Below are 25,161 nucleotides of genomic sequence, written 5' to 3'. Positions count from 1 at the left end.
ATGGCCGCACCACAGACGCCCGTACACCTGCCCACGACCTACCCGCTGGCGACGGTCGGCGTCGACGAGGCGGTCCGCGTCCAGTACCGGCTGCTCGAACACACCGCTGCGCACTTCGAGGGCACCCAGCTCTTCGAGACCGACGCCGGTGTCGTACCCGGCCTCGGCAGGCCCCGTACGACCGCACGCGTCGAAGCGGTGCTCGCCGGGCACTTCGGCGCCGAGGACGCGGCCCTCGTCCAGGGCGCGGGCACCGGCGCGATCCGGGCCGCGCTCCAGGCCGCCGTCTCCCCCGGCGACCCGCTCCTCATCCACCGGGCACCCGTCTACCGCACCACCGCCGTCACGCTGCGCGGCCTCGGGGTGCGCACCGTCGAGGCCGACTTCAACGACCCGGCCGAGCTGCGCCAGGCGCTCGCCTCCGGCCGGTTCCGCTGGGCGTACGTCCAGCACAGCCGCCAGCGGCTCGCCGACTCGTACGACCCCGCCGAGGTGATCGCCGCCTGCGCCGAAGCGGGCATACGCACCGTCGTGGACGACAACTACGCCGTCATGCGGGTCCCCGCCTCCGGGGTGGAACTCGGCGCCGACGCCTCCTGCTTCTCACTGTTCAAGCTGCACGGCCCCGAGGGGGTCGGCGCCGTCGTCGGCTCCCGCGACCTGGTGGAACACATCCGCGCCGACAACTACTCCGGCGGCGGCCAGGTGCAGGGCGCGCAGGCGCTCGACGCGCTGCGCGCCCTCACGCACGTGCCCGTCATGTGGGCGATCCAGTCGCGGGTGGGCGCCGAGGTCGCCGACCGGCTCGCGGCGGGCGAGGTACCGGGCGTCGCGGAAGTCCGTATCGCCAACGCGCAGGACCGCTGCCTGCTTGTCCGGCTGGAGCGGCCCGTCGCCCGCCAACTGCCCGCGGTGGCGGCGAAGTACGGCGCGGCGCCCTACCCGGTCGGCTCCAACTCCCGTTACGAGATCACCCCGCTCTTCTACCGGATGTCCAGCTCGTCGCTGGACGACACCCCCGAACTCGCCGACTGGACCGTACGGATCAACCCCATGCGCGCCGGCGCCGATCTCGTCGTCGAGATCCTGCGCCGTTCGCTGCTCGACCTGGAGGGCTGACCGTGTTCCTCGACACCGTCCTCACCCGCAACGCAGCGCTCGTCGAGACGGCGACCGCGCTGCACGCCTCCGGCGCCATCCCGCCCGACACGTACGTCATGGACGCGGACGCCATCGAGTCCAACGCCGCTCTCCTCGCCGCCGAGGCCCAACGGCTCGGCCTCAGCCTGTGGTTCGTCGTCAAACAGCTCGGCCGCAACCCCGCGCTGATCCGCGCCATCGCCCGGCACATCCCCGCCTTCGCGGCGATCGACCCGGCCGAGGCCCGCACCCTGCACGCCACCGGCGCGCGGGCCGGCAACCTCGGCCACCTCGTACAGATCCCGCGCCGCGACCTGCCCGAGATGCTGGCCTGGCGGCCCGAGGCGGTCACCGTCTTCGACCTGGCCAACGCCCGCGCCGTCTCCGACGCCGCACGCGAACTCGGCTTCGTCCAGGACGTGTTCGTACGCCTCGAAGGCGCGGCGGGATCCGTCTACCCGGGCCAGGAAGGCGGCGTACCCCTCGACGGCCTCGACACGTTCGCCGAAGCCGCCGAGGAGCTGCCCGGCATCCGTATCGCCGGCGTCACCGCTTTCCCCTGCGTGCTGTGCGACCCGGCCACCGGCGTGCCCGCCCCCACGCCCAACTTCGAACTCGCCGTCAAGGCACGCGATCTGCTCGCCGCGCGCGGCCACGAGCGGCTGGGTCTCAGCGCCCCGAGCGCCACGGCCATGGCGACGCTCCCGCTGCTCGCCGAACTCGGCGCGACCCACGGCGAACCAGGCCACTCCCTCACCGGCACCACCCCGCTGCACGCGGTCGACGCGCATCAGCCGGAGCAGCCCGCCTACGTGTACGTCAGCGAGGTCGCGCACACCCTCGCCGACGGCAGACACGCGCTGTACGGCGGCGGCTTCTACGCACGCGCCGGGATCAAGGCGGCGCTGCTGCCCCGTACCGGACTGCGGCTGCCGGTCCAGGACTCCCCCGCCGAGAACATCGACTACTACCGGCTGACAGACGCGGCGCCCGCCGTCCGGGCGGGCGACACCGCCGTCCTCGCCTTCCGCACCCAGATCTTCGTCACCCGCTCGACCGTCGCCGTCGTCGCGGGCCTGTCCACCGGCGCGCCCCGGCTGACCGGCCTGTACGACGCGCACGGCCGGCCGCTGCAAGGAGCGCCATGAGCAAGACGGTCATCGTCGTCATCGACGGCTTCGGCATCGGCGCGATGCCGGACGCGGGGGCGCTGCGCCCCGGGGACATCGCCGCCGACACGTGCGGACACGTCCTGGACCACCGCGCCGCAGCGGGCCGGCCCCTGCGGCTGCCGACGCTCGGCGCGCTGGGCCTCGGCGTCGTCCATCCGCACCCCGGCCTCGCCGCCACCACCGCGCTGCCGGTCGCGGTGGGCCGCGCGGCGCTCGGCTACCCCGGCGCGGACACGTTCGCCGGGCACCAGACGATGATGGGCGCCGACTTCAGCCGGGTCACGGTGGCCCGGCTGGCCGAGCATCTCTCCGAGGTGACTCACGCGTTGAAGGCGGCGGGCCACGAGGTGTCGCCGCTGGACGGCCGCCCGCTGCTCGTCGTGGACGGCGCCGTCCTCGTCCACGACAACCTGGAGGCCGACCCCGGCATCAACTGGAACGCCTCGGGACGCCTGGAGGACCTGCCCTTCGACCGCATCCTGGCCATCGCCCGCACGGTACGGTCCGTGGCGCCCGTCGCCCGCGTCATCGCCGTCGGCGGCCACGCGGACGGGCCGCTGCCCGCGTACGTACGGGACGGCGACGGCGGAACGGTCGGCCTGGACACCCCCGCGACGGGCTTCTACCGCAACGGCGGCCTCCAGGTGCAACACCTGGGCGCGCCCGTCGACCACACCCGCCAGCTGCCCGACGTCGCGGCGCGCGCGGGGATCCCGGTGACGCTCGTCGGCAAGGCGGCGGACATCCTGGTCTGCGAAGCGGCGGTGCGCCGCCCGTGCGTCGCGACGGCCGACGTCGTGGCCCGCACGCTGGAAGCGGTGCGCGCGCCGGGCCCCGGTCTTGTCGTCGCGAACGTCCAGGAGACGGACCTGGCGGGCCACCAGCAGGACACCGAGCGGTACGGGGACGTACTGGAGCAGACGGACGCGGGACTCGGGGCGCTGCTACGGCTGCTGGACGGCGCGGGTGACCGGCTGATCGTGACGGGCGACCACGGGAACGACCCGACGATCGGCCACGCATACCACACGCGGGAGTACGTCCCGGTGCTCATGCACCGCCCGGAGGCGCCGTCCCTGACGCGGCTGCCCGACGCGTCGTCGCTGACGTCGGTGGGACAGGCGGCGGCGACGTCTCTCGGCCTCACGATGTGACGCGGTGTCGCCGTCCGGCGCGGTTTCTGGTTGCGGGTTCTTGGTTGCGGTTGTCGCCGGGTGCCGTTCCGGGGTCGCGTCCTGCGCTGCATGATTTACGGCGCGGTATACGCCCGACGCGGAGCCACCGCCGAGTCGCGCCACAAATCACGCTCTACGCTCCGGACACCACCCCTGCACGACCCCCTTCAGCCCCCGCCCCATCGGGACGGCTGCCCGGACCCGCTGCCCGCAGGGCACCCCTCACCCGCGCTGACGCGGGCGGTGTGGCCGACCGCCGGACGGGAGGGGGCCGGGGCCGGAGGAGGGGGGTGTCCGGACGTAAAGCGAAGGAGCTCATGCGACAAGCAGTCCGGACACCCCCCTCCGCAGGACCCGGACACCGGCACGGACGACGACAACCGCAACCACCGGACCCGGCCGCCCCCGCCGGACGGCGACTAGCTCATGAACTTCTTGAACTCGTCCGGGAGTTCGAAGTTCTTCGCCTGCTCCTCCGCCGGCACCGCCAGCGCCGACTCCTCCCGGCGCGCCAGCGCCGCCTGCTCCTCGGCCTTGCGCTTCATCGGGTTCCCCGAGCGCTGCTTGCCCTTGGCCTGCTTCTGCTTCTTCTTCGTACGGCCCGGCCCGCCGCCCATCCCGGGAACCCCCGGCATGCCCGGCATCCCGCCGCCCTGCGCCATCTTGGACATCATCTTGCGGGCCTCGAAGAACCGCTCGACCAGTCCCTTCACCGCGCTGACCTCGACACCCGAGCCCTTGGCGATACGCGCCCTGCGCGAGCCGTTGATGATCGTCGGTTCCGCGCGCTCCCCCGGCGTCATGGACTTGATGATCGCGGCGGTGCGGTCCACGTCCTTCTCGTCGAGGTTGGCGATCTGGTCCTTGATCTGGCCCATGCCCGGCAGCATGCCGAGCAGCTTGGAGATCGAGCCCATCTTGCGGACCTGCTCCATCTGGGACAGGAAGTCGTCGAGCGTGAACTCCTTCGGCCCCTTGGCCAGCTTCGCGGCCATCTTCTCGGCCTCGGCCTGGCTGAAGGTCTGTTCGGCCTTCTCGATGAGGCTGAGCAGGTCACCCATGTCCAGGATGCGTGACGCCATCCGGTCGGGGTGGAACGTGTCGAACTCGTCCAGCTTCTCGCCGTTGGAGGCGAACATGATCTGCTTGCCGGTGACGTGCGCGATGGAGAGGGCGGCGCCGCCCCTGGCGTCACCGTCGAGCTTCGACAGGACGACGCCGTCGAAGCCGACACCGTCGCGGAACGCCTCCGCCGTGTTGACGGCGTCCTGGCCGATCATCGCGTCGACGACGAACAGGACCTCGTCCGGGTTGACCGCGTCCCGGATATCGGACGCCTGGCGCATCAGTTCCTGGTCGATACCGAGGCGGCCCGCGGTGTCCACGACCACGACGTCGTACTGCTTGGCGCGCGCGTGCTCGATCGAGTCCTTCGCGACCTTGACCGGGTCGCCCACCCCGTTGCCCGGCTCGGGCGCGTAGACGGCGACGCCGGCGCGCTCGGCGACGACGGAGAGCTGGGTGACGGCGTTGGGGCGCTGGAGGTCACAGGCGACGAGCAGCGGGGAGTGGCCCTGGCCCTTGAGCCAGAGACCGAGCTTGCCGGCGAGGGTCGTCTTACCGGCACCCTGCAGACCGGCGAGCATGATCACGGTCGGCGGCTGCTTGGCGAACCGCAGCCGCCGGGTCTCGCCGCCGAGGATGCCGACGAGTTCCTCGTTGACGATCTTGATGACTTGCTGCGCCGGGTTCAGCGCCTGGGAGACCTCGGCGCCGTTGGCGCGCTCCTTGACCTGCTTGATGAAGTCGCGCACGACGGGCAGGGCCACGTCGGCTTCGAGCAGGGCGATACGGATCTCACGGGCCGTGGCATCGATGTCCTCCGGGCTGAGGCGCCCTTTGCCCCGGAGGCTCTTGAATGTGGCTGCGAGGCGGTCGGAGAGAGTGTCGAACACGGTGGTCGCGAATCCTCAGGTCGGGGGCGGGCGGACAGGTCGCCCTCCAGGGTATCCGGCCGGGCAAGCGATCCGGCCTCAGCTACCGGATCCGTACTAGCCGAGGGCGCCTTCCAGCGCCTTCGCGAGGGTCGCGGCCTCCTGTTCGGGCAGGGGTGAGCCGTCCTCGCGTGTGACGTAGACGGTGTCGACGGCGTTCGAGCCCAGCGTGGAGACGTGCGCGCTGCGCACCCGTACGGCGGCCTCCTCCAGCGCGTGGCCGATCCGGTGCAGCAGCCCGGGGGCGTCCTGGGCGCGTACCTCGATGACCGTGGCGCGGTGGGAGCTGCCGGGGGCGACCCGCACCCGGGGCGGCGGGGCCTTCACGCCTCTGCGGCGCGGGTAGGCCGCTTCGCGTTCGGCGAGCCGGGCGGCGATGTCGAGCGAGCCGTCCAGGGCGCGCACCAGGTCGGCGCGGAGCCTGCTGGCCTGCGGGAGCGAGCCGTACGCCGCGGCGACCCGCCAGTTGAGCAGCAGGACCGAGGCTTCGCCGATGTCGGTGGGCAACTCGACGGCGCGCAGGTCGGCGGCCCGTACGGTCAGCCGGTGCAGGGCGAGCACCCCGGCCGCGGCGGGCAGGACGCCCGGCTGGTCGGGCAGGGCGATGAGCAGTTCGACGCCGACGGGTTCCGGCTCCTCGGACTCCTCCGGGGTCTGGGCGTGCAGGGCCAGGACAGGTTCGCCGGTGCGCAGGGCTTCGACGGCGAGCCGTTCCTGTTCGGCGCTGGGCGCCTCGGGTTCCGGTTCGGGTGTGGCCTCGCCGGTCAGTACGGCGGCGACGCGGGCGACGAGATCGGTGACGAGTCCGGCGCGCCAGGACGACCAGGCGGCGGGCCCGGTGGCGAGCGCGTCGGCCTCGGTGAGGGCGTGCAGCAGCTCCAGGGTGCCGATCGAGCCGATCCGGGCGGCGACGGCGCTGACGGTCGCCGGGTCGTCGAGGTCGCGCCGGGTCGCGGTGTCCACGAGCAGCAGGTGGTGGCGTACGACGGTCGCGATGACCTCGGTGTCCTCACCGTCGAAGCCGATACGGGCCGCTATGTCGCGGGCGATGGCCTCGCCGCCCACGGAGTGGTCGCCGGGCCAGCCCTTGCCGATGTCGTGCAGCAGGGCGCTGATCAGCAGCAGGTCGGGGCGGCTGACGCGGCGGGTCATGGCGGACGCCTGGACGGCGGCCTCCACGAGGTGCCGGTCGACGGTCCAGGTGTGGACGGGGTTGCGCTGCGGCCGGCAGCGGACCCGCTCCCAGTCGGGCAGCAGCCGGGTGATCAGGCCTTCGGCCTCCAGCGCCTCCCAGACGGGGATGGTCGACTCACCGGCGCCGAGCAGGGTCACCAGCTCCTCGCGGGCCTCGGCGGGCCAGGGCGAGGGCAGCGGCTTCGAGGCGGCCGCGAGCCGCCGTACGGCGTGCAGCGAGATCGGGAGGCCGGCCTGGGCCGCCGCCGCGGCTGCCCGCAGGGGCAGCACGGGGTCGCGCTCGGGCCGGGCGGCGAGGGCGAGGACGGCTTCGCCGTCCTGCTCCACGACACCGTCGGCGAGCGGGTTGCGCTCGGGTGCCGGTTTGCCGCCGAGCATGGCGCGCAGCCGGGGCCGTACGGAACGGGCGCGCAGGACGCGGTTGACCTCGCGCCAGGTGACGTCTGAGGCGTACGAGATGGTGCGCGCCGCCTCGTAGACCTGGCGCAGCAGTACGTCGGCGTCGAGGAGGCCGAGTTCGGCGGCGACGGGGTCCTGCTCCTGGAGGGCGAGTCGGTCGGTGGCGCGTCCCGTGGTCAGGTGGAGGGCGTCGCGGGCGTCGAGCAGCCGGCGGCGGGCGCCGTCCAGGCCCTCGCGCGGGGCGTCGGCGAGCCAGGAAGCGGCCACGGCGCGCAGCGCTGTGGCGTCGCGCAGCCCGCCGCGGGCCTCCTTGAGGTCGGGCTCCAGCAGGTACTGCAGCTCGCCCTGGCGTTCGGCGCGCTCACGGCACAGCTCGTCGAGTTCGGGGAGGCGTTTGGCGGCGTGGTTGCGCCAGTCGGCGAAGACGGTGGTGCGGAGCTTGGTGAGCAGGCCGAGATCGCCGGCCACATGGCGGGCGTCGAGCAGTCCGAGCTGCACCTTGAGGTCCTCGCCGGCGGTCTTGCGCGCTTCGGCGGGGGTGCGTACGGAGTGGTCGAGGGCGAGCCCGAGGTCCCAGACCGGGTACCAGATCCGGTCGGCGAGCGCGGCCACCGACTCGGCGCTGCCGTCGTGCAGGAGCAGCAGGTCGAGGTCGCTGCGCGGGGAGAGTTCGCCGCGGCCGTAGCCGCCGACGGCGACGAGCGCGACGCCCCGTGCGCCGGTTTCCCTGGCGGCGGTGGTGAAGAGCGCGTTCAGCCAGTCGTCGGTCAGTTGGGCGAGCGCGGCCCGGCGCGGCGGCCCGGACTGCGTCTTCTCCTGGAGAAGACGCAGCCGGGCCGCCGCATAGCCGCTGGGTCCAGCGGTTTCCGGTGCCTCAGAGGGCATCGGGACCGCGTTCGCCGGTACGTACCCGGATGGCCGTCTCCACCGGCACGCTCCAGACCTTGCCGTCACCGATCTTGCCCGTACGTGCGGCCTTCACGATGACTTCGAGCAGTTCCTCGGCGTCGTCGTCACCGACGAGCACCTCGACGCGGATCTTCGGTACGAGATCGACGGTGTACTCCGCACCGCGGTAGACCTCCGTGTGGCCGCGCTGCCTGCCGTACCCGCTGGCTTCCGTGACCGTGAGCCCCTGGACGCCGAAGGCCTGCAGGGCCTCCTTGATCTCGTCCAGCCGGTGTGGCTTCACGACTGCGGTGATGAGCTTCATGCGTCCACCTTCTTGTTCGTCGCCCCGGCCAGCGCGTCGGGCGCCACACCATTCTGACCGTTGGACAGCGATCCGCCCACCGAGCTGAAGTCGTACGCGGACTCCGCGTGGAAGGCCATGTCGACACCACTGGTCTCTTCGTCCTCGGTGGCCCGGAAGCCGATCGTCTTGTGGACGATCATGGCGAGGATCCAGGAGACCACGAACGAGTAGCCCATCACCGAGAACGCTCCGGCGGCCTGCTTGCCGAGCTGCGAGACACCGCCGACACCGTCGATGGCGAGCACGCCGACGAGCAGGGTACCGATCACACCGCCGACGAGGTGGACACCGACGACGTCGAGCGAGTCGTCGTAGCCCAGCTTGTACTTGAGGCTGACGGCCCAGGAGCAGATGACACCCGCGACGACACCGATGAGCAGCGCGCCGAACGCGTTGACGTTGGCACCGGAGGGCGTGATGGCGACGAGTCCCGCGACCGCGCCGGAGGCGGCACCGAGGGTGGTGAACGCGCCGTGCCGGATCCGCTCGTAGGCGAGCCAGCCGATCATCGCCGCCGCTGTGGCGATCTGCGTGTTGAAGGCCATGAGCGCGGCCGTGCCGTTGGCGGCGAGCGCCGATCCGGCGTTGAACCCGAACCAGCCGAACCACAGCAGTCCGGCGCCGAGGACGACGAGCGGCAGGCTGTGCGGCCGCATCGGGTCCTTCTTGAAGCCGATGCGCTTACCGACGACAAGGACTGCCGCCAAGCCTCCGATACCGGCGTTGATATGGACCGCCGTACCACCGGCGAAGTCGATCACGCCGAGCTTGAACAGCCATCCGTCGGACTGCCAGACCCAGTGGGCGATCGGGAAGTACACGATGGTGACCCAGAGCGCGATGAACAGCGTCCAGCCGGTGAACTTCACGCGGTCCGCGAGCGCACCGCTCATCAGAGCGGGGGTGAGGACGGCGAACATCAGCTGGAAGAGGGCGAAGGCGAAGACCGGAATGCCGGTCTTTCCGCCGGTCAGCGTGTCCGCTGTGATGCCCTTCATGCCGATGTGGTCCAGGTTGCCGATGAACCCGCCACCGGCGTCGTCGCCGAATGCCAGGGAGTATCCGTAGAGCACCCAGAGCACACTGACGACGCCCAGGGAGATCATCGACATCATGAGCATGTTGAGGGCGCTCTTCACCCGCACCATGCCGCCGTAGAAGAATGCCAAGCCGGGCGTCATTAGCATGACGAGCGCGGCCATGATCAAAACGAATGCGGTATCTGCGCCATTCAAGGCCGGCGTCTCCTCGCGAGTCGGTACGGCCCCTGCCGAGTGTGGGAGGTGTGGGCCGACTGTGTTGAGGAGAATCGCCCAGGGTGGTTTCGGCCAGTGCCGCTCGATGTTTCACGACAGTGACGAAGGCAACCTCTGTGTTACGGGCAGATGAACCGGCCGCGGTACCCACCCTGCGGTCCTGGCGGCGGGGGAGCCGTGTCGGGCTGTACGGGGTGAGCGCCGCGGCCGGAGCTTTTCAGACGGCTTCCGCACTTTCCGGAAGCTGCGCGTTCAGTTCGTCCGTGAGCTCGGTGACCTCGGCCACGCCGCCGAAATCCCTGGCAGCTGTATATACGGTCTTGCGCAGCCGGGTGTTCACCCGTTCCGAGCGGACTTTGCAGGCGATGTCGAGCGCCTGCCGGCCCAGGGCCGCCGACTGCTCGGGCTCCTTCTTGAGCAGATGCACGGTCGCCATGCCAATCAGGTTAAGAGCGTATGACCGTTGATGGTCGTCGTCCTTGGCGAACAGCTCGACGGCGCGCTCCATGACCGGCTCGGCGAGGGACGCGTACGTGGGGCTGCGACCCGCCACATATGCCAGGTCACGGTACGAATGGGCGTTCTCCGCGTTCAGCTCCGCCTCGGAGAAGAACCGGATCCAGTCGGGCTCCCGCTCGCCGTCGCCGCCCGCGTCGGCGAAGGTCTCCTCCGCCATCCGCGCGGCGCGCTTGCACTTGCTGGGCTGGCCCATGTTGGCGTAGGCGCGCGCCTCCATCGCGTAGAGCATCGCCTGGGTGCGCGGCGTCGCACAGTCCCTGCTGCCGTACTGCGCGAGATGGACGAGCTCCAACGCGTCGTCAGGACGGCCGAGATGGATCATCTGACGGCTCATCGACGACAGGACGTACGAGCCGAGCGGCTTGTCGCCGGCCTCCTTCGCCGCGTGCAGCGCGAGGACGAAGTACTTCTGCGCGTTGGGCTGGAGGCCGACGTCGTAACTCATCCAGCCGGCCAGCTCGGCCAGTTCGGCGGCGCAGGTGAACAGCCGCTTCGACGTCGCCTCCGGCTGCGGCTCCTGCAGCAGGTCGGTCACCTCGTGGAGTTGGCCGACGACCGCCTTGCGCCGCAGCCCGCCGCCGCACTGCGCGTCCCACAGCCGGAACATCGCCGTGGTGGACTCCAGCAGTTCCAACTCGGGCTTGGAGAGCCGCGAAGGGCGCTGCTCGGCCGGGGGCGCCGGCTTCTCCGCCTCCCCCGCGGGGCCCGGCACCAGCCAGCGCTGCATCGGCTCGACGAGCGCGGGGCCCGCCGCCAGCGCCAGCGAGGAGCCGAGGAAGCCGCGCCGCGCCAGCATCAGGTCGCTGCGGGAGAACTCGCTGAGCAGCGCCACGGTCTGCGGCCCGGCCCAGGGCAGGTCGACCCCGGAGACCGAAGGCGACTGGTGGGCGGTCCGCAGGCCCAGGTCCTCGACGGTCACGACGGTGCCGAAGCGCTCGGAGAACAGCTCGGAGAGGATGCGCGGGATGGGTTCGCGCGGCTGCTCGCCGTCCAGCCAGCGTCTGACCCGCGACGTGTCGGTGCTGATGTGGTGCGCGCCCATCTCGCGTGCCTTGCGGTTGACTTGGCGCGCGAGTTCGCCCTTCGACCAGGCGCTGCGCACGAACCACGAGCCCAGCTGCCCGTTCGAGCGCTTGCCGGTGTCCGTGCCGTCTGTGCCGCTGCCACCCACTGGAACGCCCCCATCCGCTGAAACCACCTGTCGCGCGAACCACTGCCAGAATGCCCTGAGTTGCCATCGGCTGTCCGGAGGTTGCACCCCTTCGAACAGGAAACCGAGATGCCTCCGGCATACCCGCGAACACGCTCTCCCCGAGGTTCGTGCACTGAAAGTAATCCTACGATCACCCCTCTAGCGAGGGGGATTCAACAAACGCCACCATTCGCCACCCCTTCGAATGAACTCACCTGCGGCCGGGCGCGATTCACTTGACAGGCAACAGTCACGACGGCGGAGCGTCGCACGCCGGGGCGCGGAAATCACCTCCGCACCACCCTCGATGCCTCCACGCGCCGCCGAAGCGACCCGATGACGACAGAGAGTCACAGGCAGACTGCGAGTCGTAACCACCGGTGCACTCGACCCGTTGGAGGGGGCATGGGCTTCACGATCGGCGGAATCCGGGACATCCGGGAGATGCGGTCCGGCGCGCGCCGCCGCAGCACAGAGTGCACCGCGGTGGCGGAGTACACGGGACTATGGGGCTGGGACGTGGCCCCGGGCGTGACTGCCGGCGGCCGCGTCGGCGGCGCCGGGACGGACACGGCAGCCGAGATCCCGGCGGGCTCCACGCTGGCCGAGGTGGCGCGGGCCTGGTCGCACGCGCCGGGCGCGGCCGTCCTGCTGCCGGTGGGCCGTACGTTCGACATCATCGACGTCGCACAGCCGGCGGGCAGCAGGGCGCTGGTCCGGCTGGAGCGCATGGGGCTGCCGCTGGGACCCGTGATGGCGACGGCGACGGGCCGCGCGCACTTCTTCGTGGCCCCCGGCGCCTGCGCCGAACTGCCCGAACTGCTCTACCGCATGGGCTGGGACGACGCGAATCTCGACCTCGTCGCCCACGGCCGCGGCAGCTTCGTCACCGCACCGCCCACCCCCGGGGTCCGCTGGCTGCGCCCGCCGTGTCTGGACACCGCGGCGGAACCTCCGCAGGCGCGGCTGGTGCTGGGGACCCTGGCGTACATCTGCCACCGCTCGACGGAGGCGTGAGCGGCGGCAGGAGAAGCGGCGCGAGCGGCGCCGGGGGGTGCGGCGGCGGCCGCACCCCCGCCGGAACGGCTACGCGTCGCCGATCAGGGCGTCCACGAATGCGCCCGGCTCGAACGGTGCGAGATCGTCGGCGCCCTCGCCCAGACCGATCAGCTTGACCGGCACGCCCAGCTCGCGCTGGACCGCGATCACGATGCCGCCCTTGGCCGTACCGTCCAGCTTGGTCAGCACGATGCCGGTGATGTCCACGACCTCGGCGAAGACCCGGGCCTGCACGAGACCGTTCTGCCCGGTGGTCGCGTCCAGCACGAGCAGCACCTCGTCCAGCGGACCGTGCTTCTCGACGACCCGCTTGACCTTGCCCAGCTCGTCCATGAGACCGGTCTTGGTGTGCAGCCGTCCCGCCGTGTCGATCAGCACGACGTCCGCGCCCTCGGCGATGCCCTCCTTGACCGCGTCGAACGCGACCGAGGCGGGGTCACCGCCCTCGGGCCCGCGCACCGTACGCGCGCCGACCCGCTCGCCCCAGGTCTGGAGCTGATCGGCGGCGGCGGCACGGAAGGTGTCGGCGGCGCCGAGCACGACGGACCGCCCGTCGGCCACCAGCACCCGCGCCAGCTTGCCGGTCGTGGTGGTCTTGCCGGTGCCGTTGACCCCGACGACCATCACGACGGCGGGCGTGTCCAGGCCGCTCTCCGTCTTCACGGCCCGGTCGAAGTCCGTACCGAGCAGTGTCACCAGCTCCTCCCGGAGCAGGGAGCGCAGCTCCTCGGGCGTACGCGTACCGAGGACCCGCACCCGCTCACGGAGCCGCTCGACCAGCTCCTGGGTCGGCGCGACACCGACGTCCGCGGTGAGCAGGGTGTCCTCGATCTCCTCCCAGGTCTCCTCGTCGAGGTGCTCGCGCGACAGCAGCGTGAGCAGCCCCTTGCCGAGCGTGTTCTGCGAACGGGCGAGCCTGGCGCGCAGCCGGATCAGCCGGCCGGCGGTGGGCTCGGGCACATCCAGTTCCCGGACGGGCGGCTCGGCCACCACCGGGTCCTCGACGGCCACCGGCGACCCGACAGCCTCGTCGGCCCCGGGAAGGCCGACCTCCTCGATGGTGCGACGGGACTCGTCCCGCGGCGTCTCCGCCTCGTCGCCGACATGCGGCTCGGCGGGCGGAGCAGTGATGGTCGGCGTCGACGACGGTGCCGATGGCGGCAGCTGCTTCTTCTTCCTGCGGCTGCCCACCACCAGCGCGCCGATCGCGCCGACCGCGACCAGAGCGATGACTACAACAAGGATGACGATTTCCATCCTCCGATCTTCGCAGGGAATTCCCGTCTTCTGGTCGGGCCGCCTTTGCGACTGCTCTCCGGCTTGGCGGGACCGGCATTCGGCGGACGGCGCACCGGTAAAATCACCGCCGACCCGGAGGGGGTGGGCTGATGATCCGCGCGTACAAGTTCCTCATGAGGCCCACCGCACGCCAGGCAATCGCCCTCGGTGAGATGCTGCGCGATCACTGCTCCCTCTACAACGGGGCCTTGCAGGAGCGCCGTGACGCCTACCGGCATGTCTCGAAGACGGCGATCACGTACGGAACGCAGTCCGCTCAGCTCAAGGCCATCCGCGCCTTCGACCTCGATCGTCAGGGCCGCTGGTCCTTCAGCAGCCAGCAGGCGACGCTGCGCCGTCTCGACCGGGCGTTCCGGGCTTTCTTCCGGCGGGTCCGCTCCGGTGACACCCCGGGGTACCCGAGGTTCCGGGGCACCAGCTGGTTCGACACGGTCGAGTTCCCTCGGGACGGGGACGGCTGCCGGTGGGATTCCACTCCGCACGTCCCCGGCACCCGGATCCGTCTCCAAGGCGTCGGACACGTCAAGGTCAATCAACACCGTGCCGTGACCGGCAAGATCAGAACGGTCTCGGTCAAGCGTGAGGGACGCCGCTGGTTCGTCGTACTCACCGCCGAGCGGGCCGGGCCCGAACCGCTTCCCGTCACCGGCAGCGCCGTCGGTATCGACCTGGGCATCGTCCACTTCCTGGCCGACTCGCAGGGCGGCTTCCTCGACAATCCCCGCCACGGCCGGCGCGCGGCCGACAAACTCACGACCGCCCGGCGGAAGCTGAGCAGGTTCCCGCGGGTACGCCGGGACAAGCGCACCCGCAACCATCAGCGGGCGGTGGAGAAGGTCGCCGCCTTGCACGGCAAGGTGCGTCGCCGGCGGCTCGACCACGCGCACAAGACGGCACTCGCCCTGGTCCGTGAGCACGATGTCATCGCGCACGAAGATCTCGCGATCAGCAACATGATCAAGACTCCCGCACCCAGACCGCATCCCCACCGAGCAGGCGATTTCCTGCCGAACGGAGCTGCGGCCAAGGGCGCACTGAACCGTTCGATCGCCGACGCCGGTTGGGGGGTGTTCCTGACGATCCTCACCAGCAAGGCTGAAAGCGCCGGCCGGGAAGTGATCGCCGTGGACCCGCGCAACACCTCCAGGCACTGCCCCCGGTGCGGGCACACCGCGAAGGAGAACCGGCCCACCCGGGAGACCTTTGTCTGTGTCTCCTGCGGCCACCGTGCGCACGCCGACACGGTGGGAGCCATCAACGTCCTACGGGCCGGGCTGGTCCGTCGCGAAGCCGAATCGGCATAGCGAGAAGCCCTGCCGCTTTCGGCGGGGAGGAGTCACAACGCTCCCAGTATCGGACCGCCGTGGTCGAGATTCTGGACCCGCCGATGCCGTCGTGGTTCGAGGTCAGCCCATTTCTTCGAGCGTCTTTCCCTTTGTCTCCTTCACGAAGATCAGTACGAACGGGATGGAGAGCACCGCGAAGCAGGTGTAGATGATGTACGTCCCCGACAGGCTCCAGTCGGAGGACAGGCTGGGGAAGCTGGCCGTGATGGCGTAGTTGGCGATCCATTGCGCGGACGCGGCGACGCCCAGGGCTGCCGCGCGGATTCTGTTCGGGAACATCTCGCCGAGGAAGACCCAGACGATGACGCCCCAGGACAGCGCGAAGAACAGCACGAAGACGTGCGCCGCGACGAGGGCCGTGGTGCCTTCGAGGGTGGGCAGTTTGCCGTCCACGAGTTTCGCGGAGAAGGCCCAGGCCTCCAGGGCGAGTGAGACCGTCATGCCGCAGGAGCCGACGAGGGCGAGGGGTTTGCGGCCTACGCGGTCCACCAGGACGATCGCGATCACGGTGCCGATGATGTTCACGATCGAGGTCGTGAACGAGTAGAGGAACGAGCTGGACGGGTTGATGCCGACCGACTGCCAGAGCGTCGCCGAGTAGTAGAAGGCCACGTTGATGCCGACGAGCTGCTGGAAGGCGGAGAGGCCGATGCCGACCCAGACGATGGGCAGGAAGTTGCGGCGGCCGTTCAGCAGGTCCTTGAAGCTGGACTTGTGCTCGCGGCGCATCGCGGTGTCGATCTCGGCGACGCGGGCGTCCAGGTCGACGTCGTCGTTCTCGACCTCGGCGAGCACTTCTCGCGCGCGGGCACGCCGGCCCACGGAGATCAGATAGCGCGGTGACTCGGGGATCAGGAAGGAGAGCACGCCGTAGAGGATCGCGGGAAGGACCATCACGCCGAGCATCCACTGCCAGGCTTCGAGGCCGCCGATCTTGCCGCGCTGGTCGCCGTCGGCGATCTGCAGGATGCCGTAGTTGACGAGCTGCGACAGCGCGATGCCGATGACGATGGCGCCCTGCTGGAACGAGCCGAGCCGGCCGCGGTACGCGGCGGGTGAGACCTCGGCGATGTAGGCGGGGCCGATCACCGACGCCATGCCGATCGCGAAGCCGCCGATGACCCGCCAGATGGCCAGGTCCCAGATGGCGAACGGCAGCGCGGAGCCGACGGCGCTGATGGTGAACAGGATCGAGGAGATCTGCATGCAGCGGATACGGCCGATCCGGTCGGCGATCCGGCCCGCGACGGCAGCCCCGATCGCGCAGCCGATCAGGGCGACGGCGATGACCTGGGCAAGCGCGGCGGATCCGACGTCGTACTTCTCCCGGATCGCCTGGACGGCGCCGTTGATCACCGAGCTGTCGTAGCCGAAGAGGAAGCCGCCCATGGCAGCGGCGGCGGCGATGAAGACGACGTGGCGGAGGTGGTCGGGACGGGCCGTCCGCCCTCCGGGCGGCGGCGCCTGCGCTGTACTGGTCACATGAACTCCTGGGGCCGCGCCGCCGTGCCGGCCCGGCGGGTGGGGGTGCGAGGCCCCTCCAGTTGGGCACAGGTCGCTCTCCCCCACCACCGGAGGTGGCGCGGCGTCAGCGCAGCCGCTGGCTGATCACCTTGGACACGCCGTCGCCCTGCATGGAGACGCCGTACAGCGCGTCGGCGACCTCCATCGTCCGCTTCTGATGCGTGATCACGATCAGCTGTGAGCTCTCCTGGAGCTCCTGCATGATGCGGATCAGCCGCTGCAGGTTGGTGTCGTCGAGGGCCGCCTCGACCTCGTCCATCACGTAGAACGGGCTGGGCCTGGCCTTGAAGATGGAGACGAGCAGCGCGACGGCCGTCAGGGAGCGTTCGCCGCCGGAGAGCAGCGAGAGCCGCTTGACCTTCTTGCCCGGCGGCCGGGCCTCGACGTCGACGCCGGTGGTGAGCATGTTCTCCGGGTCGGTCAGCAGCAGCCGTCCCTCGCCGCCGGGGAACAGCCGCGAGAAGACGCCCTCGAACTCGCGTGCGGTGTCCCGGTAGGCCTCGGTGAAGACCTGTTCGACGCGTTCGTCGACCTCCTTGATGACCTGGAGCAGGTCCGCGCGGGTCTTCTTGAGGTCTTCGAGCTGCTCGGAGAGGAAGTTGTGCCGCTCCTCCAGTGCGGCGAACTCCTCAAGGGCGAGCGGATTCACCTTCCCGAGTTGCTGATACGCCCGTTCGGCGGACCTGAGCCGCTTCTCCTGTTCGGCGCGTACGTACGGCACCGGCTGGTTGCGCGGATGCTCCGGGTCCTCCGGAAGCTCCTCGCCCTCGGCGGCGGGTGACGGTGCGACGAGCTGGTCGGGTCCGTACTCGGCGATGAGCCCGGCCGGTTCGACGCCGAGCTCCTCCAGGGCCTTGGCCTCCAGCTGCTCGATGCGCATGCGCTTCTCGGCGCCGAGCACCTCGCCCCGGTGCACCGAGTCGGTGAGCTTGTCGAGTTCGGCCTTCAGATCACGGCCCTGGTTGCGTTCGGCGACCAGTTCCTGTTCGCGCTCCGCCTTGGCGGCCTCGGCCGTGACGCGTTCCGCCTCGGCCCGTACGACCGACACCTCGACGTGTGCGAGCAGTTGCCTGGCCCCCGCCGCGACAGCCGAGGCGACCTGCGCCTCGTGGCGCAGCCGGGCCCGCCGCTGCTCGGCGCGCGCCCGTGCCTCGCGCTCCGCGCGGGCTCCCCTGTCGAGCGAGTCGGCCCGTCCGGCCAGCCCTTTGACCCGCTCCTCGTGGGTACGGACCTGGAGCCTGGCCTCCATCTCGGTCTGCCGGGCGTTGGCGCCGTCGGCGGCGAGCCGGTCCCTGACGGAGGTGTCGGGCTCCTCCTCGACCGGCGCCTCCTCGGCGACGAGCAGCCGCTCGGCCAGCTCCTCGGCCTCGCCGGTGGCGCGCTCCAGGGCTTCCTGCGCCTTCGCGGCCGCCGCTGCGGTACGTTCGGCCTCGCCGACCGCGCCGCGCGCCTGCCCCGAGAGCCGGCCGAGCTGCCCGGAAACGGCGGACTTGGCCCGTTCGGCGGCCCGCCTGCGCTCCCCCAGTTCCTCGACGAGCGCGGCGGATTCGGTACGCCGGGCGCTCGCCGCGTGCTGGGCCGCCGCCAGTTCTTCGCACCGTACGGCGAGTTCGGCCAGCGCGGCCGCCGCCTCGTCCACGGACGCCTGCACTTCGAGCAGGCTGGGCGCGCCCGCCGAGCCGCCGTGCGCGAAGTGCGCGCCGAGGACGTCGCCCTCGGTGGTGACGGCGGTCAGCTCGGGCCGTGCGGCGACCAGCTCCTCGGCGTCCTCCAGTGTCCCGACGACGACCATGTCGCGTACGAGCCGGGCGACGGCGTCCATGAGTTCGGCGGGTCCCCGTACGAGGTCGACGACGGGTGGCGTGGTCGCGACGGACACCGCGACGGCGGGAGCGGTCGCGGGGACGGATCCGTCGGTCGCGGTGCCGGTGCCGGTGCCGGTTTCCGTCGCGGTCCCGGCGCTCTGCCGGGGTAGAGCGTCCGGCGCCGGCGGCGCGGCGGTCGTCCGGTGTTCGGCCTGGCCGGGCACCGTGCCCTGCGGGCGCGGCGCGCTCAGCAGCAGGGCCGCCCGACCGGCGTCCTGTTCGCGCAGCAGCCGGATGGCGTCCGCCGCCGTCGCCGGACCGCTCACGGCAATCGCGTCGGCCGCCGCGCCGAGCGCCGCCGCCACGGCGACCTCGTAGCCGGGCGTGACGGTGAGCAGCTCGGCGGCCGGGCCGAGCAGGCCGGTGAGCCGGTCGCGGGCGCCGAGGAGCGCGCCGCTGCCGTCCTTACGGCGCAGGCCCAGGGCGAGCGCGTCGTGGCGGGCGGCGAGGGCGGCCCGTTCGCGTTCGGCGGCTGTCGCGGCCTCGCGTGCGGCGGTCAGCGCCTGCTCGGCGTCGCGGAGCGCCTGCCGGGCCGCTTCGTGCCGTTCGGTCAGTTCGTGGTCGTCGGCGTCGAGTCCTTCGACCTCCGCCTTGAGCTGTTCGTACTCTTCCTGGGCGCCGGCGGCGCGCTCGCGCGCCTGGTCACGGGCCTCGGCGAGGCGGCCGATCTCGGCCTGGGCGGAGGCGGCGCGGCTGCGGGCCGCGTTGACCTGGCCGTGCAGCCGGGCCAGGCCTTCGCGGCGGTCGGCGATGGCGCGGGCCGCGTCCTTCAGCCGGCGCTCCTCGGCCGTGAGCGAGCGTTCCAGCTCGGCCCGGTGCGCGACGGTGTCCTCCAGGGCGTGCTCGGCCGCTTCGAGCGCGGCCTCCAGCTCCGCCTCCTGCTCGCGGATCCGGGCGGCCTCGCGCTCCATGTCCTCGGGGTCACGGCCGCGCCGCTCGTCGGCGGGGGCCTGGCCCGCGCTCTGTACGCGGGCGTCGGCGAGCGAGACCGTACCGCGCACCCGCTCGGCGAGCTGGGACAGCTCGTACCAGGTCTGCTGGGCGCGCTGGAGCCGTGGCGCCAGCCGCCGTACCTCGTCCTCCAGCTCCGCCTCGCGGATCAGCGCCGTCTTGAGCCGGGTCTCGGCCGTCTCCTTGCGCTGTTTGAGTTCGGCCTCGTCGGCGATCTCGGTGCGCAGTGCCTCGCGGAGCTTGACCAGGTCGTCGGCGAGGAGCCGCAGCCGGGCGTCGCGCAGGTCGGCCTGGATGACGGCGGCCCTCCTGGCGACGGCGGCCTGCCGTCCCAGGGGTTTGAGCTGGCGGCGCAGCTCGTCGGTGAGATCCTGGACGCGGGCGAGGTTGGCCTTCATCGCTTCGAGCTTCCGCAGCGCCTTCTCCTTGCGCTTGCGGTGCTTCAGTACGCCCGCCGCCTCCTCGATGAAGGCCCTGCGGCCCATCGGGTCGGCGTGGAGTACGGAGTCGAGCTGGCCCTGTCCGACGATGACGTGCATCTCGCGGCCGATGCCGGAGTCGGAGAGCAGTTCCTGGATGTCGAGGAGCCGGCAGGTGTCGCCGTTGAGCTGGTACTCGCTGCCGCCGTTGCGGAACATGATCCGCGTGATGGTGACCTCGGCGTAGTCGATGGGCAGAGCGCCGTCGGAGTTGTCGATGGTGAGGGAGACCTCGGCGCGGCCCAGCGGGGGCCGGCCGGTCGTCCCGGCGAAGATGACGTCCTCCATCTTGCCGCCGCGCAGCGACTTCGCGCCTTGTTCGCCCATGACCCAGGAGAGCGCGTCCACGACATTGGACTTGCCTGAGCCGTTGGGACCTACGACGCAGGTGATTCCCGGCTCGAAACGCAGCGTCGTGGCGGAGGCGAAGGATTTGAACCCGCGCAGGGTCATGGCCTTGAGGTGCACGCCGCCGGACTCTACCCGGCCCGGATCGTCCTTCGGCGGTTTCACCGGCGAACGTGCAGGGCACATCAGACGTTAAGAAAGCCGGCGTACGGGCAATGACGCTTCGTGCGGCGGGAGATGAGGGGAAAAGAATCAAGAAAAGAAGGGACGCCGAAGCGTCCCTTGCATATTCTTGATCTCGCGAGAGTGTTTCTCACCTGGCCCCGGTTGGGGGCCGCCGTCAGGTGAGCGCAGGCTCCGCCTGGGGGACGTCGATGTCCATGCTGTCGAACAGCGACTCTCCAGGGTGCTGTGCGACGGCGGCGTTCAACGCGTCGTTCTCGGACTGGATCCGTACAAGCTCGGATTCGAGGTCCTGGACACGCTGCTGAAGCCGTCGCATCTCGGCGAGAAGTCGCGGGTCGGAACCGCCGACATAACCGAGAAGCGCCTTTGCCATGATTGCTGGTCCTCCACACTGAGTGACCGACCGGATGCGGTTCGGGTCATAGGGGAATATCGCACCCGCGGTGCCTGACAGTGCTTTGATCACTGCGGTTCTTACTGCCAAACAGCTGAGGTGCGCGGGGCTTCCAGAGTCTCACCAAAAAGTTTGACGGTCAACACGATCACAGCCCGCGACGGCGGACGGCCCGGGGGCACGCCGCCGTGAAATCGGCGGGGGCGCCTCTCCTGCGGGCGCCGGGGGCATCTCACCACGTGTCGATCAACGTTAACCCGGCAGCCTGGCACGGCCAGGGTGTTCTTGGCAACCACCAGGTCACCGGGGAGATACGCATGTGCCAGGGGCATGACCGGAGCCGGCGGTTCCGAGGCCGTGCCGATCACCGTCAGCGGATGGCGAAGCTCTCGTAACCCTCGCGCGGGGTGTCCCAGATCTCAGTGACTCCGTCGACGCGTCCGGGTGTGTCGGGCGATTCGAGCCACTCCAGCAGACGGTGGCAATTCTCACGCGCCCCTTCCGCCACGATCTGCACCCGCCCGTCGTCCAGGTTGAGGGCGAATCCGGTGAGACCGCCGATCTCCAAAGCGTTTGCCCTGGTGAACCAGCGGAAGCCCACTCCTTGCACTCGGCCGCGCACCCATGCGGTGAGCCGTACGTGTTCCGTCATGCACGCAAGCTAACTGCCCAATTGCTCACACGACCCGGCGACCCCACACGTCATGGGCTACAGTCCCGTCGAAATGAGCCTCACTCGTTCGGGTGAGTCACGTTGTCGTCGAGAGCACGAGAGGGGCACGCAGATGGGACGCCACGGACGCTCCGCTGCCCGGCCCGCCACCGTCGAAGAGGCCGGCCCCGCGGGCAGGCACCGCGGTGGCGCACGCCAGAAGCGGCGCATAGGCCCCGTCCGCACCGGGCTGCTCGGCGCTTCGGCCGCCATGGCCGTGGGCGCGGTCGCCGTGACCTCGGGCATGCTGCCCGGCGGCTCGCAGTTCGTGGTCGGCGGCAGCCCCACCAACGGCGACCAGATACGCGCCGACGGCGGCCCGCCCACGCTGCTGCAGAACGGCGGCGTGCAGAGCCCGGACCAGGACGAGCGGCCCTCCGTCTCCCCGAGCCGTGGCACAGGGCGCTCGTCGGCGCCGGAGAAGACGCCGTCCGCCACGCCCTCCAAGCCGGCGGCCAAGCCGACCAAGGCCCCGAAGCCGTCGACGGCCCCTCCGAAGGCGACGAAGACGAAGCCCGAGGAGACGCCGAGCAAGGCCCCGGCGCCCCGCCAGACCACCGAGCGCGCCGTCCAAGCGGCGCCTTCAGCCCCCAGCTCCACCGAGGCCGCCGTCCTGTCGCTGGTCAACGAGGAGCGCGCGAAGGTGGGCTGTTCACCGGTACGCGCCGACGCCTCGCTGGGCACCCTCGCGCAGAACTTCAGCGACGACATGGCCGCCCGCGGCTTCTTCGACCACACGGACCCGGACGGCGACACGCCCTGGGACCGCGCCGACAAGGCGGGCGTCGAGGGTCTTGGCGGCGAGAACATAGCCCGCGGCCAGGCCGACGCACAGGCGGTCATGGACGCCTGGATGAACAGCGAGGGCCACCGCGCGAACATCCTGAACTGCGACTACACCCGCCTCGGCGTCGGCGTCCACACCGGCTCCGGCGGCCCCTGGTGGACGCAGGACTTCGGCTTCTGAGCCTTCCCCGACTGCCCGACTGCCCCACTCGTCCTGCTGCAAGCCCCACCCGTCCCGCGCGCCGCGTCAGCCGGTGGCGCGTGGCGGACGCTGGCAGAGCGGGCAGAAGTAGCTGGACCGGTTCATCCACGGGCGGCGGCGGATCGGGGTGCCGCACCGGTGGCACGGTTCACCCTCACGGCCGTACGCCTCCAGCGAGCGGTCGAAGTAGCCGGACTCGCCGTTCACATTCACGTACAGGCTGTCGAAACTGGTGCCGCCGACGGACAGGGCCGCGTTCATGACGACCCTCACCTGGTCGAGCAGGTCGGCCGAGCGCGGCCGGGTCAGGGTCGCCGTGGGGCGCTCGTAATGGAGCTTGCTGCGCCACAGGGCCTCGTCGGCGTAGATGTTGCCGACGCCGCTGATCAGCGACTGGTCGAGCAGCGCGCGCTTGATCGTCGTACGGCGCAGGCGCAGCGCGGTGTGGAAGGCGGCGTCGTCGAAGGCCGGGTCCAGCGGGTCGCGTGCGATGTGCGCGATGACGTCCGGCAGGCCTTCGGGGGTGTTGTCGTGCAGCGAGAGGCCGCCGAAGGTGCGCTGGTCGACGAAGCGCAGTTCGGTGCCGAGATCGTCGGCGAAGCGGATACGGATCCGCAGGTGCTTCTCGTCGGGCACCGTCTCCGGCTGGACGAGGAGCTGACCGCTCATCCCGAGGTGCCCCAGGACCGAGGCGTCCGTGTCGGCGAGCGGCAGCCAGAGGTACTTGCCGCGGCGCATGGCCGCCCCGATGGTGTGGCCCTTCAGCTGGGCGGCGAAGTCGGCGCCGCCCGCCGGGTGCCGGCGTACCGCGCGCGGGTGCAGCACCTCGACCTCGGCGACGGTCCTGCCGCTGACCCAGCGCTCAAGTCCGCGGCGGACGACTTCGACCTCGGGCAGCTCGGGCACGGCACTCCTCATGGTGGTGGGGTGACAACAGCACACGCCCCCCGCCGCACCGGTGGGTGCGGAGCGAGGGGCGCGTGCGGAAGCGGGGCTTCGGAGCTGGGTCCTGGGTGGGTCGGACCCGGGTCCGGCCTTCAGACGTCGGCGGAGTCGGCGGGGGCCGAGACCGACGGGGCCTCGGGGGCCCCGGCGTCCGTGGCCGCCGTCTTGCCTGCGGCGGTGCGTTCCTCCGCCGCCGTCGTGATGGACCGCCAGGCGGATTCCGCCGCCTGCTGCTCCGCTTCCTTCTTGCTGCGGCCGGTGCCGGTGCCGTACGAGACACCACCGACGCGGGCGGCAGCTGTGAAGGTCTTCTCATGGTCGGGGCCGGTCTCGGTGACGAGGTACTCGGGGACTCCGAGGCTCTCCGCCGCCGTGAGCTCCTGGAGACTGGTTTTCCAGTCCAGGCCGGCTCCGAGGTTGGAGGACTTCTCGATCAGCGGGTCGAAGAGCCGGTGCACCAGCTCGGACGCCGTGTCGAGGCCCTGGTCGAGATAGACAGCGCCGATCACCGCTTCAAGGGTGTCGGCGAGAATCGACGCCTTGTCCCTGCCGCCCGTGCCCTCTTCGCCCCGGCCGAGCCGGATGAAGGAGCCGAGTTCCAGGCCGCGGCCCACTTCCGCCAGCGCACGAGAATTGACCACCGCGGCCCGCAACTTGGCCAACTGGCCTTCGGGCAGATCGGGGTGGATGCGGTACAGCGTGTCGGTGACCACCAGGCCGAGCACCGAATCCCCGAGGAATTCGAGCCGTTCGTTGGTGGGCAGACCGCCGTTCTCGTACGCGAACGAACGATGGGTCAGCGCACGCACCAGAAGGGCGGACTCAAGGTGATACCCGAGCCGCCCTTCCAGAAGCGTGTGGGACGAGGCTGTACTGACCGTGTCTGTCTGCTGGTCGGCGTTGGACAGTTCAGACATTGAGCCTCTCACCGGCCGCTCAGACCTCGAGGACCTGGCGCTTGTTGTACGTGCCGCAGCTCGGGCACGCGATGTGCTGGAGCTTCGGCTCCTGGCAGCGCTCGCACGCGACCAGAGTGGGGACCGCAGCCTTCCACTGCGACCGGCGGTGGCGCGTGTTGCTGCGCGACATCTTCCGCTTCGGAACAGCCACGGCTACTTCTCCTGCTTCTCGTCGACGCCCGCTTCGGCGCCGCCCATGTTGTCCTTCTCGCCGGCCGGAATGGTTTCGGCGAGTCCTTGCAATGCCGCCCAACGGACGTCGACGGCATCGTGGTGGTGGTCGGGGTTCTCGTCCAGCCTGATCCCGCATTCGGAACACAGACCGGCACAGGACTCCCGGCACACCGGCTGCATGGGCAGTGCGAGCACCACCGCATCGCGCAGCACGGGTTCGAGGTCGAACAAGCTGTCCTCGATGTAGAGCGTGTCCTCGTCGTCCTCGGCGTCGTCGGCCGGCTCGGCAGCACGGCTGCGGCCCCGGTCGTCGGCGTCGTGGTACGCGAACATCTCCTGGAAATCCGCAGCAACCTCCTGGCTGAGCGGCTCCAGACACCTTACGCACTCCCCCTCGGCGGTCGCCCGGGCGGTACCGGTGACCAGGACGCCCTCCATGACCGATTCGAGGCGAAGGGTGAGTTCGACGGGGGCACCCTCGGGGATCCCGAGGACGTCGGCGATGCCGAAGTCCTTGGGCGCGGGCGCCGTGCGGGTCAGCTTCCTGAGCGCACCAGGACGCCGCCCCAGCTCGTGTGTGTCGAACACGAGGGGGTTGCGGTGGTCGAGGCGCGCGTTCAGAACTGTCCCTGCTTC

General features: G+C 70.9%; 20 protein-coding genes. 6 read left to right on the top strand and 14 right to left on the bottom strand.

Going from position 1 to position 25,161, the window contains the following annotated elements:
• From OHS57_RS27545 to OHS57_RS27535, 3 genes are read left to right on the top strand one after another with little or no spacing between them, the layout of a single operon-like run.
• Complete coding sequence (locus tag OHS57_RS27545) at positions 1-1,119, top strand: aminotransferase class V-fold PLP-dependent enzyme (RefSeq protein WP_328583645.1); 1,119 nt, start codon at positions 1-3, stop codon at positions 1,117-1,119.
• A gap of 2 nt (positions 1,120-1,121) precedes the next feature.
• Entirely contained in the window at positions 1,122-2,288 is a 1,167-nt protein-coding gene (locus tag OHS57_RS27540) for an alanine racemase (RefSeq protein ID WP_041983962.1), read from the top strand.
• Complete coding sequence (locus OHS57_RS27535) at positions 2,285-3,466, top strand: phosphopentomutase (RefSeq protein ID WP_328583644.1); 1,182 nt, start codon at positions 2,285-2,287, stop codon at positions 3,464-3,466. Before OHS57_RS27540 ends, OHS57_RS27535 begins: the two co-directional genes overlap by 4 nt.
• A 440-nt stretch (positions 3,467-3,906) precedes the next feature.
• Here the strand turns inward: OHS57_RS27535 and ffh are convergent, their stop codons facing one another.
• The 5 genes from ffh to nsdA all read right to left on the bottom strand — a co-directional run bounded on the left by ffh (position 3,907) and on the right by nsdA (position 11,275).
• Positions 3,907-5,442 (bottom strand): signal recognition particle protein, encoded by a 1,536-nt coding sequence (gene ffh, locus OHS57_RS27530; protein WP_041983963.1) that lies wholly within the window; start codon positions 5,440-5,442, stop codon positions 3,907-3,909.
• Positions 5,443-5,538: 96 nt separating this feature from the next.
• Positions 5,539-7,959 carry a [protein-PII] uridylyltransferase gene (locus OHS57_RS27525; RefSeq protein WP_328583643.1) on the bottom strand — a complete coding sequence of 807 codons (2,421 nt, stop codon included), beginning with the start codon at positions 7,957-7,959 and terminating at the stop codon, positions 5,539-5,541.
• Entirely contained in the window at positions 7,949-8,287 is a 339-nt protein-coding gene (locus OHS57_RS27520; protein WP_041983966.1) for a P-II family nitrogen regulator, read from the bottom strand. The genes OHS57_RS27525 and OHS57_RS27520 overlap by 11 nt, the downstream gene beginning before the upstream one ends.
• Positions 8,284-9,564, bottom strand: coding sequence for an ammonium transporter (locus OHS57_RS27515; protein WP_041983967.1), 1,281 nt, complete (start codon positions 9,562-9,564; stop codon positions 8,284-8,286). Before OHS57_RS27515 ends, OHS57_RS27520 begins: the two co-directional genes overlap by 4 nt.
• A 238-nt stretch (positions 9,565-9,802) precedes the next feature.
• On the bottom strand, positions 9,803-11,275 hold the full coding sequence (gene nsdA / locus OHS57_RS27510) for a transcriptional repressor NsdA (protein WP_328583642.1): 1,473 nt from the start codon (positions 11,273-11,275) through the stop codon (positions 9,803-9,805).
• Positions 11,276-11,701: 426 nt separating this feature from the next.
• On the opposite strand from nsdA, the gene OHS57_RS27505 reads away from it, so the two are divergent.
• Positions 11,702-12,313: a bifunctional DNA primase/polymerase gene (locus OHS57_RS27505; RefSeq protein ID WP_328583641.1), complete on the top strand. Its 612-nt coding sequence runs from the start codon at positions 11,702-11,704 to the stop codon at positions 12,311-12,313.
• A gap of 69 nt (positions 12,314-12,382) precedes the next feature.
• Here the strand turns inward: OHS57_RS27505 and ftsY are convergent, their stop codons facing one another.
• Positions 12,383-13,612 carry a signal recognition particle-docking protein FtsY gene (ftsY, locus tag OHS57_RS27500; RefSeq protein ID WP_328583640.1) on the bottom strand — a complete coding sequence of 410 codons (1,230 nt, stop codon included), beginning with the start codon at positions 13,610-13,612 and terminating at the stop codon, positions 12,383-12,385.
• A 131-nt stretch (positions 13,613-13,743) separates the two neighbouring features.
• Here ftsY and OHS57_RS27495 point away from each other — a divergent pair, with 131 nt between their 5' ends.
• Positions 13,744-14,958, top strand: coding sequence for an RNA-guided endonuclease InsQ/TnpB family protein (locus OHS57_RS27495; protein WP_328583639.1), 1,215 nt, complete (start codon positions 13,744-13,746; stop codon positions 14,956-14,958).
• A gap of 102 nt (positions 14,959-15,060) precedes the next feature.
• Here OHS57_RS27495 and OHS57_RS27490 read toward each other — a convergent pair whose 3' ends face one another.
• From OHS57_RS27490 to OHS57_RS27475, 4 genes are all read right to left on the bottom strand, one after another.
• Entirely contained in the window at positions 15,061-16,482 is a 1,422-nt protein-coding gene (locus tag OHS57_RS27490; RefSeq protein ID WP_041983971.1) for a sugar porter family MFS transporter, read from the bottom strand.
• 106 nt (positions 16,483-16,588) lie between these two features.
• Entirely contained in the window at positions 16,589-20,287 is a 3,699-nt protein-coding gene (locus tag OHS57_RS27485; RefSeq protein WP_328583638.1) for an AAA family ATPase, read from the bottom strand.
• Between the two features lie 220 nt (positions 20,288-20,507).
• Positions 20,508-20,726 carry a hypothetical protein gene (locus OHS57_RS27480; protein ID WP_041983976.1) on the bottom strand — a complete coding sequence of 73 codons (219 nt, stop codon included), beginning with the start codon at positions 20,724-20,726 and terminating at the stop codon, positions 20,508-20,510.
• A 391-nt stretch (positions 20,727-21,117) separates the two neighbouring features.
• Positions 21,118-21,399 carry an acylphosphatase gene (locus OHS57_RS27475; RefSeq protein ID WP_328583637.1) on the bottom strand — a complete coding sequence of 94 codons (282 nt, stop codon included), beginning with the start codon at positions 21,397-21,399 and terminating at the stop codon, positions 21,118-21,120.
• A 133-nt stretch (positions 21,400-21,532) separates the two neighbouring features.
• Here OHS57_RS27475 and OHS57_RS27470 point away from each other — a divergent pair, with 133 nt between their 5' ends.
• Positions 21,533-22,426: a CAP domain-containing protein gene (locus OHS57_RS27470; protein ID WP_041983980.1), complete on the top strand. Its 894-nt coding sequence runs from the start codon at positions 21,533-21,535 to the stop codon at positions 22,424-22,426.
• A gap of 66 nt (positions 22,427-22,492) precedes the next feature.
• On the opposite strand, the gene mutM is transcribed toward OHS57_RS27470, so the two are convergent.
• The 4 genes from mutM to OHS57_RS27450 all read right to left on the bottom strand — a co-directional run bounded on the left by mutM (position 22,493) and on the right by OHS57_RS27450 (position 25,113).
• Positions 22,493-23,353: a bifunctional DNA-formamidopyrimidine glycosylase/DNA-(apurinic or apyrimidinic site) lyase gene (gene mutM, locus OHS57_RS27465; protein WP_328583636.1), complete on the bottom strand. Its 861-nt coding sequence runs from the start codon at positions 23,351-23,353 to the stop codon at positions 22,493-22,495.
• 131 nt (positions 23,354-23,484) lie between these two features.
• Positions 23,485-24,309, bottom strand: coding sequence for a ribonuclease III (rnc, locus tag OHS57_RS27460; protein ID WP_041983984.1), 825 nt, complete (start codon positions 24,307-24,309; stop codon positions 23,485-23,487).
• Between the two features lie 19 nt (positions 24,310-24,328).
• Positions 24,329-24,502, bottom strand: a complete 174-nt coding sequence (rpmF, locus tag OHS57_RS27455; RefSeq protein ID WP_030753522.1) for a 50S ribosomal protein L32 — start codon at positions 24,500-24,502, stop codon at positions 24,329-24,331.
• A gap of 2 nt (positions 24,503-24,504) precedes the next feature.
• Positions 24,505-25,113 (bottom strand): YceD family protein, encoded by a 609-nt coding sequence (locus OHS57_RS27450; RefSeq protein ID WP_041983986.1) that lies wholly within the window; start codon positions 25,111-25,113, stop codon positions 24,505-24,507.
• Between the last annotated feature and the right edge of the window lie 48 nt (positions 25,114-25,161).

Origin of the sequence: Streptomyces sp. NBC_00370 (assembly GCF_036084755.1) — a bacterium.
Taxonomy (GTDB): Bacteria; Actinomycetota; Actinomycetes; order Streptomycetales; family Streptomycetaceae; genus Streptomyces.
Note: the sequence above shows the minus strand (reverse complement) of the source record. Positions and strands in the feature narration are given on the sequence as shown.

Coding starts and splice junctions, on each gene's coding strand:
- OHS57_RS27520 (WP_041983966.1), bottom strand. CDS start 8,287: ATGAAGCTCATCACCGCAGTCGTGAAGCCACACCGGCTGGACGAGATC.
- OHS57_RS27470 (WP_041983980.1), top strand. CDS start 21,533: ATGGGACGCCACGGACGCTCCGCTGCCCGGCCCGCCACCGTCGAAGAG.
- OHS57_RS27535 (WP_328583644.1), top strand. CDS start 2,285: ATGAGCAAGACGGTCATCGTCGTCATCGACGGCTTCGGCATCGGCGCG.
- rnc (WP_041983984.1), bottom strand. CDS start 24,309: ATGTCTGAACTGTCCAACGCCGACCAGCAGACAGACACGGTCAGTACA.
- OHS57_RS27475 (WP_328583637.1), bottom strand. CDS start 21,399: ATGACGGAACACGTACGGCTCACCGCATGGGTGCGCGGCCGAGTGCAA.
- OHS57_RS27545 (WP_328583645.1), top strand. CDS start 1: ATGGCCGCACCACAGACGCCCGTACACCTGCCCACGACCTACCCGCTG.
- OHS57_RS27505 (WP_328583641.1), top strand. CDS start 11,702: ATGGGCTTCACGATCGGCGGAATCCGGGACATCCGGGAGATGCGGTCC.
- OHS57_RS27480 (WP_041983976.1), bottom strand. CDS start 20,726: ATGGCAAAGGCGCTTCTCGGTTATGTCGGCGGTTCCGACCCGCGACTT.
- OHS57_RS27525 (WP_328583643.1), bottom strand. CDS start 7,959: ATGCCCTCTGAGGCACCGGAAACCGCTGGACCCAGCGGCTATGCGGCG.
- ftsY (WP_328583640.1), bottom strand. CDS start 13,612: ATGGAAATCGTCATCCTTGTTGTAGTCATCGCTCTGGTCGCGGTCGGC.
- OHS57_RS27495 (WP_328583639.1), top strand. CDS start 13,744: ATGATCCGCGCGTACAAGTTCCTCATGAGGCCCACCGCACGCCAGGCA.